This window comes from Bacillus sp. FJAT-22090 (assembly GCF_007676755.1).
In the GTDB taxonomy this organism is placed as follows: Bacteria; Bacillota; Bacilli; order Bacillales_A; family Planococcaceae; genus Psychrobacillus.
The window spans coordinates 67724-82148 of sequence record NZ_VEBK01000001.1; the positions used below are offsets into that span (position 1 = coordinate 67724).

General features: G+C 38.0%; 15 protein-coding genes. All 15 read right to left on the reverse strand.

The features are described 5' to 3' along the window. Position 1: 1 nt before the first annotated feature. The 15 genes from topA to ffh all read right to left on the reverse strand — a co-directional run bounded on the left by topA (position 2) and on the right by ffh (position 14417). On the reverse strand, positions 2-2077 hold the full coding sequence (gene topA, locus FS486_RS00345; protein WP_144509269.1) for a type I DNA topoisomerase: 2076 nt from the start codon (positions 2075-2077) through the stop codon (positions 2-4). Positions 2078-2197: 120 nt separating this feature from the next. Next, the gene (gene dprA, locus FS486_RS00350) at positions 2198-3079 is read right to left on the reverse strand and encodes a DNA-processing protein DprA (protein ID WP_144509270.1); all 882 of its coding nucleotides are present in this window, start codon (positions 3077-3079) and stop codon (positions 2198-2200) included. A gap of 57 nt (positions 3080-3136) precedes the next feature. After that, complete coding sequence (gene sucD / locus FS486_RS00355) at positions 3137-4039, reverse strand: succinate--CoA ligase subunit alpha (RefSeq protein WP_142641439.1); 903 nt, start codon at positions 4037-4039, stop codon at positions 3137-3139. An 18-nt stretch (positions 4040-4057) separates the two neighbouring features. Next, positions 4058-5218: an ADP-forming succinate--CoA ligase subunit beta gene (gene sucC, locus FS486_RS00360; RefSeq protein WP_144509271.1), complete on the reverse strand. Its 1161-nt coding sequence runs from the start codon at positions 5216-5218 to the stop codon at positions 4058-4060. Positions 5219-5356: 138 nt separating this feature from the next. Further along, complete coding sequence (locus tag FS486_RS00365) at positions 5357-5644, reverse strand: EscU/YscU/HrcU family type III secretion system export apparatus switch protein (protein WP_144509272.1); 288 nt, start codon at positions 5642-5644, stop codon at positions 5357-5359. After that, positions 5641-7485, reverse strand: coding sequence for a hypothetical protein (locus tag FS486_RS00370; RefSeq protein ID WP_144509273.1), 1845 nt, complete (start codon positions 7483-7485; stop codon positions 5641-5643). Before FS486_RS00370 ends, FS486_RS00365 begins: the two co-directional genes overlap by 4 nt. A 9-nt stretch (positions 7486-7494) precedes the next feature. Continuing rightward, positions 7495-8262, reverse strand: coding sequence for a ribonuclease HII (locus tag FS486_RS00375; protein ID WP_144509274.1), 768 nt, complete (start codon positions 8260-8262; stop codon positions 7495-7497). Positions 8263-9054: 792 nt separating this feature from the next. After that, complete coding sequence (gene ylqF / locus FS486_RS00380) at positions 9055-9906, reverse strand: ribosome biogenesis GTPase YlqF (protein ID WP_144509275.1); 852 nt, start codon at positions 9904-9906, stop codon at positions 9055-9057. 15 nt (positions 9907-9921) lie between these two features. Next, a complete protein-coding gene (lepB, locus tag FS486_RS00385) occupies positions 9922-10485 on the reverse strand; it encodes a signal peptidase I (RefSeq protein WP_144509276.1) in 564 nt (187 codons plus the stop codon). Between the two features lie 188 nt (positions 10486-10673). Then, positions 10674-11018 (reverse strand): 50S ribosomal protein L19, encoded by a 345-nt coding sequence (rplS, locus tag FS486_RS00390; RefSeq protein WP_144509679.1) that lies wholly within the window; start codon positions 11016-11018, stop codon positions 10674-10676. Between the two features lie 131 nt (positions 11019-11149). After that, positions 11150-11878, reverse strand: a complete 729-nt coding sequence (gene trmD / locus FS486_RS00395) for a tRNA (guanosine(37)-N1)-methyltransferase TrmD (protein WP_144509680.1) — start codon at positions 11876-11878, stop codon at positions 11150-11152. Then, complete coding sequence (gene rimM / locus FS486_RS00400; RefSeq protein ID WP_144509277.1) at positions 11878-12393, reverse strand: ribosome maturation factor RimM; 516 nt, start codon at positions 12391-12393, stop codon at positions 11878-11880. Before rimM ends, trmD begins: the two co-directional genes overlap by 1 nt. Positions 12394-12437: 44 nt before the next feature. Beyond that, complete coding sequence (locus FS486_RS00405) at positions 12438-12671, reverse strand: KH domain-containing protein (RefSeq protein WP_144509278.1); 234 nt, start codon at positions 12669-12671, stop codon at positions 12438-12440. Between the two features lie 14 nt (positions 12672-12685). Continuing rightward, positions 12686-12958, reverse strand: a complete 273-nt coding sequence (gene rpsP, locus FS486_RS00410) for a 30S ribosomal protein S16 (RefSeq protein WP_093263327.1) — start codon at positions 12956-12958, stop codon at positions 12686-12688. Positions 12959-13061: 103 nt separating this feature from the next. Beyond that, positions 13062-14417 carry a signal recognition particle protein gene (ffh, locus tag FS486_RS00415; protein ID WP_144509279.1) on the reverse strand — a complete coding sequence of 452 codons (1356 nt, stop codon included), beginning with the start codon at positions 14415-14417 and terminating at the stop codon, positions 13062-13064. Positions 14418-14425: the final 8 nt, after the last annotated feature.

The following is a 14425-nucleotide window of genomic DNA, read 5'->3' on the forward strand; positions in this document are numbered from 1 at the left end:
ATTAACTTTGTGGATCTTCTTTGTAATCACAAGAAACACATTGTATTTGTATACCTTTTTTCAATTTCTTCTCTACTAGCATAGCATTACATTTAGGGCATGGTCGATTGATCGGCTTGTCCCACGAAACAAATTCACATGTTGGATATTGGTCACAGCCATAAAATAAACGTTTTGTTTTACTTTTACGTTCAACAATTTGACCCTCACCACAAGAAGGACATGGCACACCAATTTCCTTTACAATTGCCTTTGTATTTCTACAATCTGGAAAATTACTGCATGCCATAAATTTACCGTAACGTCCTAATTTATATACCATTGGAGAACCGCATTGTTCACAATCTTCTCCAGTCGGCTCATCTTTAATTACGATTTTTTCCATTTCAGCATCCGCATAACTGACACGTTTCTCAAAATCTTGATAGAAGCCATCTATTACTTCCACCCATTTTACCTGTCCCTCTTCTACACTATCTAAATCCTTTTCCATTTGTGCAGTAAACTCTATATCTAATATTTCAGGGAAGAACTCTAAAACAAGTTGATGAACAATTGTTCCAAGCTCCGTAGGTACAAATCGTTTAGTTTCTAATGCGACATATCCTCTTTTTTGGATTGTATCTAAAGTTGGCGCATACGTGGATGGTCTACCTATTCCCAGCTCTTCCAGTGTCTTTACTAGTCTTGCCTCTGAATATCTTGGAGGCGGCTGTGTAAAGTGCTGCTTCGGATCAATGGATAAGGCATTTACTTTGTCTCCTACTTCTAAAACAGGCAATAATTTGTCTTTGTCCTCAGTCTGGTCGTCTGAGCCTTCCACATATACTTTCATAAAGCCAGGAAATTTTACTTGGGAGCCATTTGCACGGAAAACAGCTTCACCATTTTTCAAGTCCACCGCGACAGTATCTAATATTGCAGGAGCCATTTGACTAGCTATAAATCGTTCCCAAATTAGCTTGTATAAGCGAAATAAGTCACGAGATAAAATTGCCTTCAATTCATTCGGTGTTCTTAAAACGCTTGTAGGACGTACAGCTTCATGCGCATCTTGTGCTTTCTTTGATTGTTTCTCTGCTTTTTTTGTTGTGATAAATTCTGAACCGTATTCTTGTTTGATAAATTCCTGAGCATCTGCTTTTGCAGTATCAGAAATTCGAGTAGAATCTGTTCGCATATACGTTATTAATCCGACTGTACCTTCTTTTTTGCCAAGGTCAATTCCTTCGTATAATTGCTGAGCGAGCATCATTGTTTTTCTAGCTCTGAAGTTTAACTTGCGTGCAGCTTCCTGTTGAAGCGAAGAAGTAGTAAAAGAAGGTGCAGGATTTCTTTTCCGTTCTTTCTTTACTACATTAGTTACTTCGAATTTCTTGCCTTTCATTACTTTTAATACCGCTTTTACTTCACCCTCATTAGATAATTTTACTTTATCTTTTTCTGTGCCGAAATAAATAGCTTCAAATGCTTTTTTATCTTTTTCAAATTGTCCTTCGATGGACCAATACTCTTCCGGAACAAAATTATTAATTTCGTTTTCACGATCGATAATTAATCGAAGTGCTACAGATTGGACACGACCTGCCGAAAGTCCTTTTTTTACTTTCTTCCATAGTATAGGACTTATATTGTAACCGACAAGACGATCTAAAATTCTTCTTGCTTGCTGTGCATCGACTAAATCCATATTTATCGGTCTAGGATGCTTAAAAGAGTCCAAAATCGCGTCTTTTGTAATTTCATTGAATACTACTCGGCAATCAGATTCAATATCAACATTCAATGAGTTTGCCAAATGCCATGCAATGGCTTCTCCCTCTCTGTCGGGGTCAGCTGCGAGATAAACTTTCTTTGCTTTTTTCGCTGCATTTTTTAATTCTTGCAATACGGGACCTTTTCCTCGTATAGTAATATATTTTGGTTCGTAGTTATTTTCCACATCGACACCCATTTGACTTCTAGGTAAATCGCGTACATGACCAACCGATGCTTTTACTTTATATTTTTTACCAAGGTATCGCTCAATCGTTTTCGCTTTTGCTGGTGATTCTACTATCACTAAATAATCCGACATAAATGTGCCTCCTTATAGAAGGTAACTCGCTTTTTCTTTAAAACAAATACCTGTTGCAAAATGTATAACAGTTTTTAAATAATTGCAAGGCTTTTCATTTTTAAATTATTTATTTGTAGTTTATTTTACTAATTCCTCTAGTATTTGATGACCACTCCAAACGGGCTTCGCGCCTTCTAATATAAGGAGATGAGGACCTACTGATAGGGGCGAATCAATAGAACCAGGAATTGCGAATATTTCTTTTCCATTTTCAAGCGCATGCTCCATTGTCGAAACTGTACCACTTTTTTCTTCTGCTTCTGTAATAACTACTCCATTAGATAACCCACTAATAATTCGATTTCGCATGGGGAAGTTCCACTTTTTAGGTGTCATATATGGGGGATACTCTGTTATTAAAAGATGATTTTTCGCTATTTCTTCCGCTAGATCGACATTTTGTTTTGGATATAGATGAAAAAAGCCAGAACCTAATACAGCAATTGTTTTTCCTCCATATTTCATCGTTATTTCATGTGCTAACGTATCTGCCCCTTTTGCTAAACCACTAACGATGACGATGCCTTGCTCAATTAGTGGAGGTAGGATTTTCGAGATACATCTTTTGGAGTAGTCAGTTGCTTTTCTGGACCCGATAATTGCAATTTTTTTATCATTTTGAAGTAAATTTATATCACCTTTTGTATAGAGCACTGCCGGTGGATCATACAAGTTCAATAGATTAGACGGATAATTAGGATTAGTATAAAGAATAGGGGTAATTGTATGCTTTTCATATATACATAGAAGTGGGATTTCTAAATATTTTTTATACATTTGCTGTAAATTTATAGCACGTTCTAGCGAAATTCGACATAACTTTGCAAGTGTAGAAGGTGAAATCTTTTCGAGTTGGGATAATTGGGGGTCATACTCAAGTAGAGATTTCAATTTGTTCAGAGGAACAGGGAATACATAGTGTAAAGCTAAAAACCGGTGGATGAATTGCTTTTCTTTCATTACTTCCCTCCTATAAAAAAAATACGGCAACACCAAATGATGTGCCGTACCTTTATATTAATGTGTTTTACAAGCGTCGTAAAGCCCTGCTTCTTTAATTGCTTCAATTAAAGTTTCACCAATCACAGATGGAGTGGCAGCAACTTTCATTCCTGCATCCTTCATTGCTTGGATTTTTCCTTCGGCAGTACCTTGACCACCAGAGATAATTGCTCCAGCATGGCCCATACGTTTACCTTCAGGTGCAGTTTGTCCACCAATAAATCCTACCACTGGCTTTTTCATATTAGCTTTAATCCATGCTGCTGCTTCTTCCTCAGCAGTACCACCGATTTCACCAATCATTACAACTGCATATGTTTCTTCATCTTCATTGAATGCAGTTAATGCATCGATAAAGTTAGTACCATTTACAGGGTCTCCACCAATACCAACAGCTGTCGTTTGACCGATACCAGCTTGTGTTAACTGATGTACTGCCTCATAAGTAAGTGTACCAGAGCGAGATACAACACCAACGTGACCTTTTGTATGAATGTATCCTGGCATAATACCAATTTTACATTCATCTGCCGTGATAACACCTGGGCAGTTTGGTCCTACTAAGCGAGTTTTCTTGCCTTCCATGTAACGTTTTACGTTAACCATGTCGAGTACTGGGATATGCTCTGTAATACAGATTGTCATATCTAGTTCAGCATCAACTGCTTCCATAATCGCATCAGCAGCAAATGGAGCTGGTACATAGATTACTGAAACGTTAGCACCAGTAGCTTTTACAGCATCTTCTACTGTATTGAAAACTGGAACGCCTTCTACTTCAGTACCACCTTTACCAGGAGTTACCCCAGCAACGATTTTAGTACCGTATTCAAGCATTTGTTTTGTATGGAAAAGAGCAGTTGAGCCCGTAATTCCTTGAACGATTACTTTCGTATCTTTATTAATATATACGCCCACTTTATGTCCCTGCCTTTCTTATCCTACAAGATTAACGATTTTTTGAGCACCGTCTGCCATTGAGTCAGCAGCGATAATATTTAAGCCGGATTCATTTAATAATTTTTCACCTAAATCTACATTGGTACCTTCTAAACGAACTACTAATGGTACTTCTAGACCAACTTCCTTCGCAGCGATAATAACACCTTCTGCGATAACGTCACACTTCATGATACCGCCAAAGATATTAACGAAAATACCTTTTACGTTTTGATCAGAAAGAATGATTTTGAAAGCTTCTGTTACTTTTTCAGCAGTAGCACCGCCCCCAACGTCCAGGAAGTTTGCGGGTGAGCCGCCATAATAGCTAATTGTGTCCATTGTAGCCATTGCTAGTCCTGCTCCATTAACCATACAACCGATATTTCCATCTAATGAAATATAGCTTAGGTCATATTTAGAAGCTTCGATTTCTTTTGCATCTTCTTCGTCAAAATCGCGCATTTCAAGAATGTCAGCGTGACGATATAAAGCATTTGCATCAAAGTTAAATTTTGCATCAAGCGCTAATACATTATCATCCGCAGTAACTACTAACGGGTTAATCTCAACGATTGAAGCATCTTTTTCTTTGTATACTTGATATAAACCAAGCATAAACTTCGCTGCTTTATTGACAAGTTTTGCAGGAATATTCATATTGAAAGCCATGCGACGAGCTTGGAAGCCTGTTAGGCCAACAACCGGATCGATTTCTTCATAGAAAAGTTTCTCAGGAGTATTTGCTGCCACTTCCTCGATGTCCATACCGCCCTCTTCAGAGCCCATTAATGTAACGCGAGAAGTTGCGCGGTCTAATACTAAACCAACATAATACTCTTTTTTAATGTCGCTACCTTCTTCGATCAGTAAACGCTTAATTTCTTTACCTTCAGGACCTGTTTGGTGTGTTACTAGCACTTTACCTAAAAGTTCCTTCGCGTATTCACGTACCTCATCTAAATTTTTCGCGATTTTTACTCCACCAGCTTTACCACGACCACCTGCGTGAATTTGTGCTTTAACAACAATAACGCTTGAGCCTAACTCTTTTGCTGCTTTAACAGCCTCTTCAGGTGAAAAAGCAACAATTCCGTTTGAAACTGCTACGCCATATTGTCTGAGGAGTTGTTTCCCTTGATATTCATGGATATTCATCTTGCATCCTCCATTCAAACTTGTGTCAAGTAATTTACTACCTTATTCATTGTATAAAAACCGTCATAAATTGTCCACAAAAGTCTAGTAATAATATTAATAAACGAAAATTCGGATTTTAAGTCGAATGAATTAGAGTTATAGATTACTTTTCTCTTTTTTTTGATCAATCTTATAGATAAAAGCAAAAACTTCTGCCACTGCTTGATATAATTCTTCTGGTATAGACTGATTAATATCCAACTGTCCTAGAAGTTCTACTAAACTTGCATCTTCTTGAATAGGCACTTCATGTTCTTTTGCCTTAGCTAAAATGTTTTCGGCAATTTTACCTTTTCCTTTTGCTACCACTGTTGGAGCGTCAATAATACCCGGTTTATACGTTAATGCAATTGCTTCTTTTCGGACTTTTTTTTCATCCTTCATATTCTAATATCTACTCCTTGCGCTTCCTTCACAGATACTTTTGACTTTTTGGGAGAAGAAAGTTTTTGTTCTTCAAATGTTTTCACGAATACACCAGATAGCTTATATCCAACAGCTAAAAGGCCCTCTTTTAAAGACGCTTTAAACACATCCGCAAGCGGCTGAAGATTTTTGTCATTATTGTACAAGGAAATTGTTACAACCCTATTTTGCACCTGCATATCTACGACTGTTTCTTTTAAAGAATGTAATTGTAAATAAAACATGATTCTTGCAAAATCAGAGTCTATCTTCCCATTTTCTTTCATTCTGCCATTCCACTCTAAAGTGGCATCCATTTTCTTTCCTAAAAATTCTAATGGCACTTGCATAAGAAGCTGATGCTGTGGTCCATTTTCTCCGGATAAAATTTGTAACCCGTTCATTCGACTTACTAGCATTTCTGCACTATCTCTCACAGTTGCAGAAATAGTAGGATGATGTATTAATTCGACTAATTGAGGTTTTAATTGTTGAGCAAGTTGTCTTATTTCTTCGCTATTGCTGCCAAGTTTTGCTTCATACCCAAACCCAAGAGATTTTAACACTTCCTTCATCGCATGTTCGAATGCTTTGCCGTCTAACTGATTTAATACAGCCTGCTCTGCTTGTATAACGAGCTGATGATTTGGACTATTTTTAGTAATACTGTTTACTTGTTGCAATACCTCTTCAATACTCTTCAACGTTTGTCCTTTTCCTAACAATGACATTAAATGTTCTTTGGAGGATAAACCATTTGTATCTGTTAAAAAAATTGCCTGTTGACTTTGTTCTGCAAACACTTTGACAAGTGTATTATTTATTTTCTGTAGCTGCTCACTCTCATTAAGTGAGGCTAATACTTGTTCCTTTGCGTTAGGTGTTAATAGTGGCTGGGTATTTATCCAGTTTCGTAACTGCTCCACAATTGCTCCTTTTTCTGTCGGAGATGCCTGAATCAATTGCGCCATCACTTCTCCCGCTGAATTAGGTAAAGAAGCCTGGTTAGTGTTAGTAACGGGTGTTGGATTTCCTAAGGTAGCTCTTTCTGGTAAAACAGATAACTCCTTCAATGTTTGCAAATTAGATAACTTTGTAGAAATAGTAGTTTGTTGATCGTGAAGTATTTCTATCTGTTGCCCAATAACTGATCCTGCTACGGGTAAACTAAAAGGCTCCGCAACCTTTTGCAAGCTTTGTAGTACATTATCTTTTACAATTGGAGAAATAGCCGTATCCTGTTGCAATGCCTGTTTTAAACTTTCCATAGATGACTGTAGCCCAGTTATGGATTTCCCGCTTAATACGGAGTCAAAAAACTGTTGAGTTAACGGTAGCTTTAACTCCGTCATTTTTTGAATCGCTTCTAATGCAGCTTTTATCGATACACCTGAAGGAAGTTGTTTTAACAGCTGCTCTGCTTGTAAAAGCAACTCTTTTGAAATCGGTATTTGTTCCTTTAAAAAAAACTGCACAATTGCCTGCATTTCACTTGTTTTTGTGAGGTTCATCGCTTGTAATAACTGCACAGCTTGCTGCGCAATTGTATTACCTCCGGTTAATGGACCTGTAACTACTTTCAATTGAAGTTCTGGAGTAGAAGTTGTTACTTGAAAAAAGTGTGCATCTCCTGCTTTCAAAGGAGTTTCAAGTTTCGCGATGACTTTTTGATTGCCAATTTGAACTTCTGCCGTTTGATTTGGATATAATTTTTTTATCACACCGTGTATTACTTGTCCTTCTTTCATCGACACTTGTGAATTTGTTGATATTAGTTGAGGAGAGTTCGATTGAATGGACGAAAAAGATGTGGAAGTCATTTATTCACCTCATTTTTTTAGAATCGATTTAATCGGTTCAAATGTTGTTCGATGATGCTTAGTCGGTCCATACTTCATAATCATTTCTACATGCTGTTTAGTTCCGTAGCCGGCATGTTTGTTAAACATATAGTTTGGATATTCCTCGTGTAATTGATCCATGTAATGATCTCTTGCCGTTTTAGCAAGTATGGATGCTGCAGCTATTGCTAAGCTTTGTGCATCTCCTTTAATAATGGAATGTGTTTTCGTATCTATTGGTAACTTCATAGCGTCTACTAGCACGACAGTAGGTTGTTTATGTAAATTCAAAACAGATTCTGTCATGGACTGCTTTGTTGCTTCATAGATATTGAGTTCATCAATTTTTTCAACGGATTGAAAATGAATAAAATAACTGATAGCATGCTCTTTTATCTTCCTTGCTAATTCAATTCTTTTTGTTTTGGAGAGCTGTTTAGAGTCATTCAATCCAATTAGCCCTTCTGCGTTATTATCTAAAATCACAGCAGCTGTCACAACTGGCCCCGCTAGTGGGCCCCGCCCTGCTTCATCAACTCCAGCCACTAAGTCATTGTCGTTTTCACAAAAACTTCGATCAAACAATATTTTCTCTGTATGCGTTTGTTTTTCCAATTGCAAAATATGTTGCTTTCTCTTCCAACTATTGAGTAACTTAAGCGCACCAATCCTCGTATCGTTTTCTAACTCTATAAGCCAAGGTTCCGATCCGTTTGCGATTAATAGTTTCTCTTTTATTTCTTTTAAACTTAACATGTTCTTTTCCAACTTTCTTGAACTTATTATATGTATCGACCACTTTTTCGTTAAATGAACAAGCGAAATAAGGACATTCTTTAGGGAAAGTGCGTTTGACTAGCGACCGCTATGATTTTCTTAGCAGTCGGACGCTTTCCGCCGGGTGAGCGATGAGCCATTCCCGCCGCTTGCGCGTTCGTTGGAATGTCTCATTTGCCCACAGCGGAACAAAGGCTAAGATCGCCACATCGTGTGGCAACGCCTTCGTGACCAACATCTTGTTGGCCTCGGCAGGAGTCGCCACCAGCAGAGAAAATCAAAGAAAATTACTTCCACTCCGAGCATAAATAGTCTATATACGAGACATAAAATCTTTACTTGGAGAATTGGTTGCTCTATTTGTCGATTTGGTTGCTCTGCATAGAAATTTGGTTGCTGTCAAGCCCGAACTGGTTGCTTTGCCTGTTGAATTGGTTGCTTTCACGAGCTAATTGGTCTCGCTTAGCCATTTTCTAACTTTTAATGGACAATAAATACAGATAAACGCGCATATGTTGACGGATTGGAGCTGAAGGACGTCGACTCCAGTGGGATCAAATTAGTAAGATGAGACTTCACAGGCGACCGCTAAAGCGGACGGTGAAGGCTAACCACTCACCCCACGGAAAGCGTCCGTCCTGCAGCAGAAATCCTAGCGAAAACTCCCTTACGAAGCATTATCCCTAGAATGACTTCTATCATAAATTTAATTTTGTTCGCAAGCATGACAAAACCCTCTTTACCTAATGGCAAAAAGGGTATATTTCCAAATCAATATTCTTCTACAAAATCAAATGTCAATTTTCCAAGATGTAGATTTCGAATGTCACGAACAATGAGCTCTGCAACTTGATCGTAATCAATTTCCCCGCCACTTCCATAACATCTTCTTAACTTTCCAATATGATCAAAAGTTTCTACCAAATCTTCTTTGACCTCGGTAAGCTGATATCGTTCTTCCATACGTTTTGGATAATGTTCTTGTAAAAAACGAAGGCCATATACAGCTAAATCTTCCATATTGATAACGGCGTCTTTAATGGCACCCGTTACCGCTAGTTTATATCCAACCTGCTGATCTTCGAATTTTGGCCAAAGAATACCTGGTGTATCGAGCAATTCAATCTCTTTTTCCACTTTGATCCATTGCTGTCTTTTTGTCACCCCTGGTGTATTACCAGTTTTGGCAAGGTTTTTTCTTGCAAATCGATTAATAAGAGTCGATTTTCCAACGTTTGGAATCCCTACGATCATTGCTCGAATCGCTCGAGGTTTTATTCCTCTATCTTTCATCCGGTCCCATTTAGGCTTTAAAAGCTCTTTAGCAGCTTTGAAAACTGTTTGAAGACCTTTTCCCTCTAAAGAGTTTATTGCGACCGTGGGATGCCCTTTTGCTTCAAAATAAGCTATCCACTTTTTTGTTTGAACATCGTCGGCCATGTCCATCTTGTTGAGTATGAGTAACCTCGTTTTTTGATGAACAACTTCATCAATCATTGGATTTCTAGAAGACAACGGTAAACGTGCATCTATCAGCTCAAAAATGATGTCCACCATTTTCAAGTTCTCTGTTACTTCTCTTCTTGCTTTGGCCATATGACCAGGAAACCATTGAATCGTCATTACGTACCACCTTCTTTACTTCACAAAACCTATATCATCCATTGGCCAGAAAACGAAGCTCGTATTGCCGATTACTTCGTCAATCTTAACAAGGCCAATATGTCGGCTATCTTTACTATATCTTCGATTATCTCCCATTACGAATATGTATCCTTCCGGGATTTTACTTACTTGTGCAGCAGTCTCCTCTAAAGTGAAATCATCTGTAAGCGTTCCTTCGCTAATTTCGCTTTTATACTGCTCTAAATATGGTTCTGGTAGTTCTTTTCCATTGATAAATAATTGATCATTTTTAAACTCTACACTATCTCCAGGCAATCCTATAACCCGTTTAATATAGTTCTTTTGTTCTGGCGCATGAAATACTACAATATCGTAACGATCAGGTTTGCCAACCATGTATCCAATTTTGTTGACAACCATACGATCCCCATTTTTTAAAGTAGGCATCATGGATTCTCCGTCTACTACGATTGGTGTAAATAAAAAGAATCGAATTATTGCTGCTAGTCCAAAAGCAATTAAAAGTGCTTTCGACCACTCCCATAATTCATTCTTTTCCTTTTTTACTTGTTCCATCAATTTGCCTCCTTTATTCGCTAACTATATTGTACAAGGAAAATCATCTTCAAGCAAAAAGTATGACAATATTTCTACTATAAATATTTCAGAACCGTCGAAAGCGTTTCGTCGACATTCTGAAAAGAAAAAATGTTGTAGCAAAAGTGGCATCACCTTCACTACAACATTTACTTTTACTATTACAATTAGCGACGCTCTTTAATACGAGCTGCTTTACCGCGTAGGTCGCGTAAGTAGTACAATTTAGCACGACGAACTTTACCACGACGAACAACTTCTAAGTTTGCAATTTTTGGTGTGTGTACAGGGAATGTACGCTCAACACCAACGCCAGAAGAAATTTTACGAACTGTGAAAGTTTCGCTAATTCCGCCTCCACGACGCTTAATTACAACACCTTCGTACATTTGGATACGTTCACGAGTTCCCTCAACAACCTTAACGTGTACACGAACTGTGTCACCAGGACGGAAAGTAGGAAGATCTGTACGTAATTGTTCTTTAGTGATTTCTGAAATAATGTTTTGCATCATTTTCTCTCCTTCTCTAGAATGCTCTTACACACATTGTCTGTTGCAGCGGAACACCCAAAATCAGTACTTTACATAAAAGTACATTTTAAAATATAACACAACCAATCTCTTGGTGCAATAATTTTATGTTAATCTTTTAACATACGAAGGGCTTTTCTATCCGCTTCAGTCAATTCTGCTGTTTCTAATAACTCGGGTCGTCTTTCAAGCGTCCTCTTTAGGGACTGCTCACGTCTCCATCGATCAATAGCAGCATGATTACCTGACAATAAAACATCCGGTACTTTGTAGCCTCGATATTCAACTGGACGAGTATAATGTGGGTGCTCTAAAAAGCCCGTTGAAAAGGAATCTTGTTCATGTGATTCTGCTTTACCTAGAACATTTGGTAAAAGTCTAACAACGCTGTCCACAACAGTCATCGCTGCTAGTTCTCCACCCGTAAGAACAAAATCACCGATGGAAATCTCATCCGTCACTAGATGTTCACGGATCCGTTCATCATAGCCTTCGTAATGGCCACAAATGAAGATGAGTTCCTCCTCTTTTGCAAGCTCTTCCGCTTTTCGTTGCGTAAATCGTTCGCCTTGAGGGCAAAGAAGAATAATACGTCTTTTTTGCTCGGGATTCGTCAAGAGGGATTCTACTGCATTAAAAATCGGCTCAGGCTTTAAGACCATTCCAGCCCCCCCGCCATATGGATAGTCATCCACTTGGTGATGTTTATTTCCTGCAAAATCCCGAAAATTGACTACATTAATCTCTACTTCATCTTTTTCTTGCGCTTTTTTCAAAATAGACGAATTGAAAACGCCTGTAAACATTTCTGGAAAAAGCGAAAGAATATGAATGTTCATCATGATAATAAACCATCCAATGCATCGATAATGATTTTTTTATTTTCGATATCGACTGTTTTAACAACATCCTCAATATACGGGATATAATGTGTTTTCCCTTTCACAGGTTGAACAGCCCAAACGTCATTTGCACCTGTTTGGATTATTTCCGTAACTGTTCCGATTGCCTCACCTTCCAATGATTCAACAGAGCAACCAATAATCTCATGATAATAGAATTCATTGTCTTCTAGATCAGTAAGATATTTTTCAGAAACTTTTAATACTGCATCTCGGAACACTTCTACATCTTTTAATAAGGTATATCCTTCGAACGTTAATAAATCAAAGTTTTTATGCTTCCGATGACTAGCCACTGTTACTGTGATTGGTTTAGAACCATCGGCTTTAAAAAGCCCAAGTTCGCTCCCAACCTCATAACGTTCATCCGCAAAGTCAGTTGTTGAGATTACGCGAACCTCTCCCCAAATTCCATGAGTATTGACAATTTTTCCAACGTTAAACCATTCCATTTATATTACCTCCTATCAAAAAAGGAAGAACAAAGTGTTCTCCCTTAATCTTGAATATCGACATATGTTTTTTTCTTTTGGTGACTGCCTGCTGCTGAGTAAACAATAGTACGAATGGCTTTCGCTACTCGCCCTTGTTTGCCAATTACTTTTCCCATATCTTCAGGATGAACGGAAAGTTTATAAACTATACGGTTTACGTTTTCCTCTATTTCAACTTGAACTTTATCAGGATAATCAACTAATGGTTTTACGATTGCTTCGATCAGCTGCTTCACATTGTCCCCTCCGATTATTTGCCGAGTTTTGCGTTATGGAATTTTTCCATAATTCCTTGTTCTGAGAACAAGTTACGTACTGTATCAGATGGTTTTGCACCGTCTTGAAGCCATTTTAACGCTAATTCTTCGTTAATTTTAACTTCTGCTGGTTTCGTAAGTGGGTTGTAAGTACCTACTGTTTCGATTTGACGACCATCACGTGGAGCGCGAGAGTCTGCTACTACAATACGATAGAAAGGAGATTTTTTTGCTCCCATACGTTTTAAACGAATTTTAACTGCCATTTTTATTGCACCTCCGAATAGTTTCACACAAGATAGTATATTATCAAGCTTTTATTTGTTTGTAAAGTGTTTTTTCTTAACACCTTATTTTTTTCTAGGAAATTTACTTGAAAAGAGAGTCTAAACCAGGCATTTTCATCTTTTTCTTTCCTTTTTGTTGCATGTTCGTCATTTGTTTCATCATTTTTTTCATGTCTTCAAATTGCTTTAAGAGCCTGTTAACATCTTGAATCGTTGTTCCAGATCCCTTAGCAATTCGTTTTTTTCTTGGACCATTTATGACTTCGGGAGTGGTTTTTTCTTGCGTAGTCATGGAATAAATAATCGCTTCTACACGATCCATTTGTTTTTCATCGACTTTGGCATTTTCAAGTCCTTTGATCTTGCCTGCTCCAGGTAGCATTTTGAGAATTTCATCTAATGGTCCCATTTTTTTCACTTGACTGATTTGATCTAAAAAGTCATCAAATGTAAAGGATTGGGTGCGGAATTTCTCTTCTAATTCCTTCGCTTTTTCTTCATCTACATTCGCTTGAGCCTTCTCAATAAGAGACATCATATCTCCCATTCCTAAAATACGAGAAGCCATTCGCTCTGGATGGAACGCTTCTAGAGCATCCATTTTTTCACCCATACCGACAAATTTAATAGGCTTTTGCGTTACGGAACGAATGGATAAAGCTGCTCCACCACGAGTATCCCCATCAAGTTTCGTTAATACAACACCTGTAATTCCAATCGTTTCATTAAAATTATTCGCAACATTGACAGCATCTTGCCCCGTCATCGCATCTACGACCAAGAATACTTCATCTGGTTCTTTAATTGCGCGAATATCTTTTAACTCTTGCATAAGCGTTTCGTCAATATGCAAACGACCCGCGGTATCCACGATTACAACATCATGATGTTCTTCTTTTGCATGCTCAATCGCCTGTTTAACAATTTCAACTGGAGAAATATCTGTTCCTAAAGCAAATACAGGTAATGATAACTGTTTTCCAAGCGTTTCTAGCTGTTTTACCGCTGCCGGTCGATAAATATCGGCTGCAACCAATAAAGGCTTCTTGTTGTATTTTTTTCTAAGTACATTTGCTAGCTTCCCAGTCGTTGTTGTTTTACCCGCACCTTGAAGTCCAACCATCATAATGATAGTTGGCGGTCTTGTAGAAAACGCAATTTGACTTTGTTCTCCACCCATTAACTCTGTCAGTTCGTCTTTAACGATTTTTATGACTTGCTGTCCGGGTGTCAAACTTTTCATTACATCTTGACCAACTGCCCGTTCTGAAACATTCTTAACGAATTCTTTCACAACTTTCAAGTTAACATCGGCTTCAATGAGTGCACGACGAACATCTTTCATCATTTCTTTTACATCAGCTTCAGAAATTTTCCCTTTGCCTTTGATTTTCTGAAGCGTCCCTTGGAGTCGCTCAGCTAATCCTTCAAATGCCATGCATGCCG

What these genes read in the sequence shown, in the direction of transcription:
- topA (WP_144509269.1), bottom strand. Translation starts at nt 2,077, where the DNA reads ATGTCGGATTATTTAGTGATAGTAGAATCACCAGCAAAAGCGAAAACG.
- dprA (WP_144509270.1), bottom strand. Translation starts at nt 3,079, where the DNA reads ATGAAAGAAAAGCAATTCATCCACCGGTTTTTAGCTTTACACTATGTA.
- sucC (WP_144509271.1), bottom strand. Translation starts at nt 5,218, where the DNA reads ATGAATATCCATGAATATCAAGGGAAACAACTCCTCAGACAATATGGC.
- FS486_RS00365 (WP_144509272.1), bottom strand. Translation starts at nt 5,644, where the DNA reads ATGAAGGATGAAAAAAAAGTCCGAAAAGAAGCAATTGCATTAACGTAT.
- FS486_RS00370 (WP_144509273.1), bottom strand. Translation starts at nt 7,485, where the DNA reads ATGACTTCCACATCTTTTTCGTCCATTCAATCGAACTCTCCTCAACTA.
- FS486_RS00375 (WP_144509274.1), bottom strand. Translation starts at nt 8,262, where the DNA reads ATGTTAAGTTTAAAAGAAATAAAAGAGAAACTATTAATCGCAAACGGA.
- ylqF (WP_144509275.1), bottom strand. Translation starts at nt 9,906, where the DNA reads ATGACGATTCAATGGTTTCCTGGTCATATGGCCAAAGCAAGAAGAGAA.
- lepB (WP_144509276.1), bottom strand. Translation starts at nt 10,485, where the DNA reads ATGGAACAAGTAAAAAAGGAAAAGAATGAATTATGGGAGTGGTCGAAA.
- rplS (WP_144509679.1), bottom strand. Translation starts at nt 11,018, where the DNA reads ATGCAAAACATTATTTCAGAAATCACTAAAGAACAATTACGTACAGAT.
- trmD (WP_144509680.1), bottom strand. Translation starts at nt 11,878, where the DNA reads ATGAACATTCATATTCTTTCGCTTTTTCCAGAAATGTTTACAGGCGTT.
- rimM (WP_144509277.1), bottom strand. Translation starts at nt 12,393, where the DNA reads ATGGAATGGTTTAACGTTGGAAAAATTGTCAATACTCATGGAATTTGG.
- rpsP (WP_093263327.1), bottom strand. Translation starts at nt 12,958, where the DNA reads ATGGCAGTTAAAATTCGTTTAAAACGTATGGGAGCAAAAAAATCTCCT.
- ffh (WP_144509279.1), bottom strand. Translation starts at nt 14,417, where the DNA reads ATGGCATTTGAAGGATTAGCTGAGCGACTCCAAGGGACGCTTCAGAAA.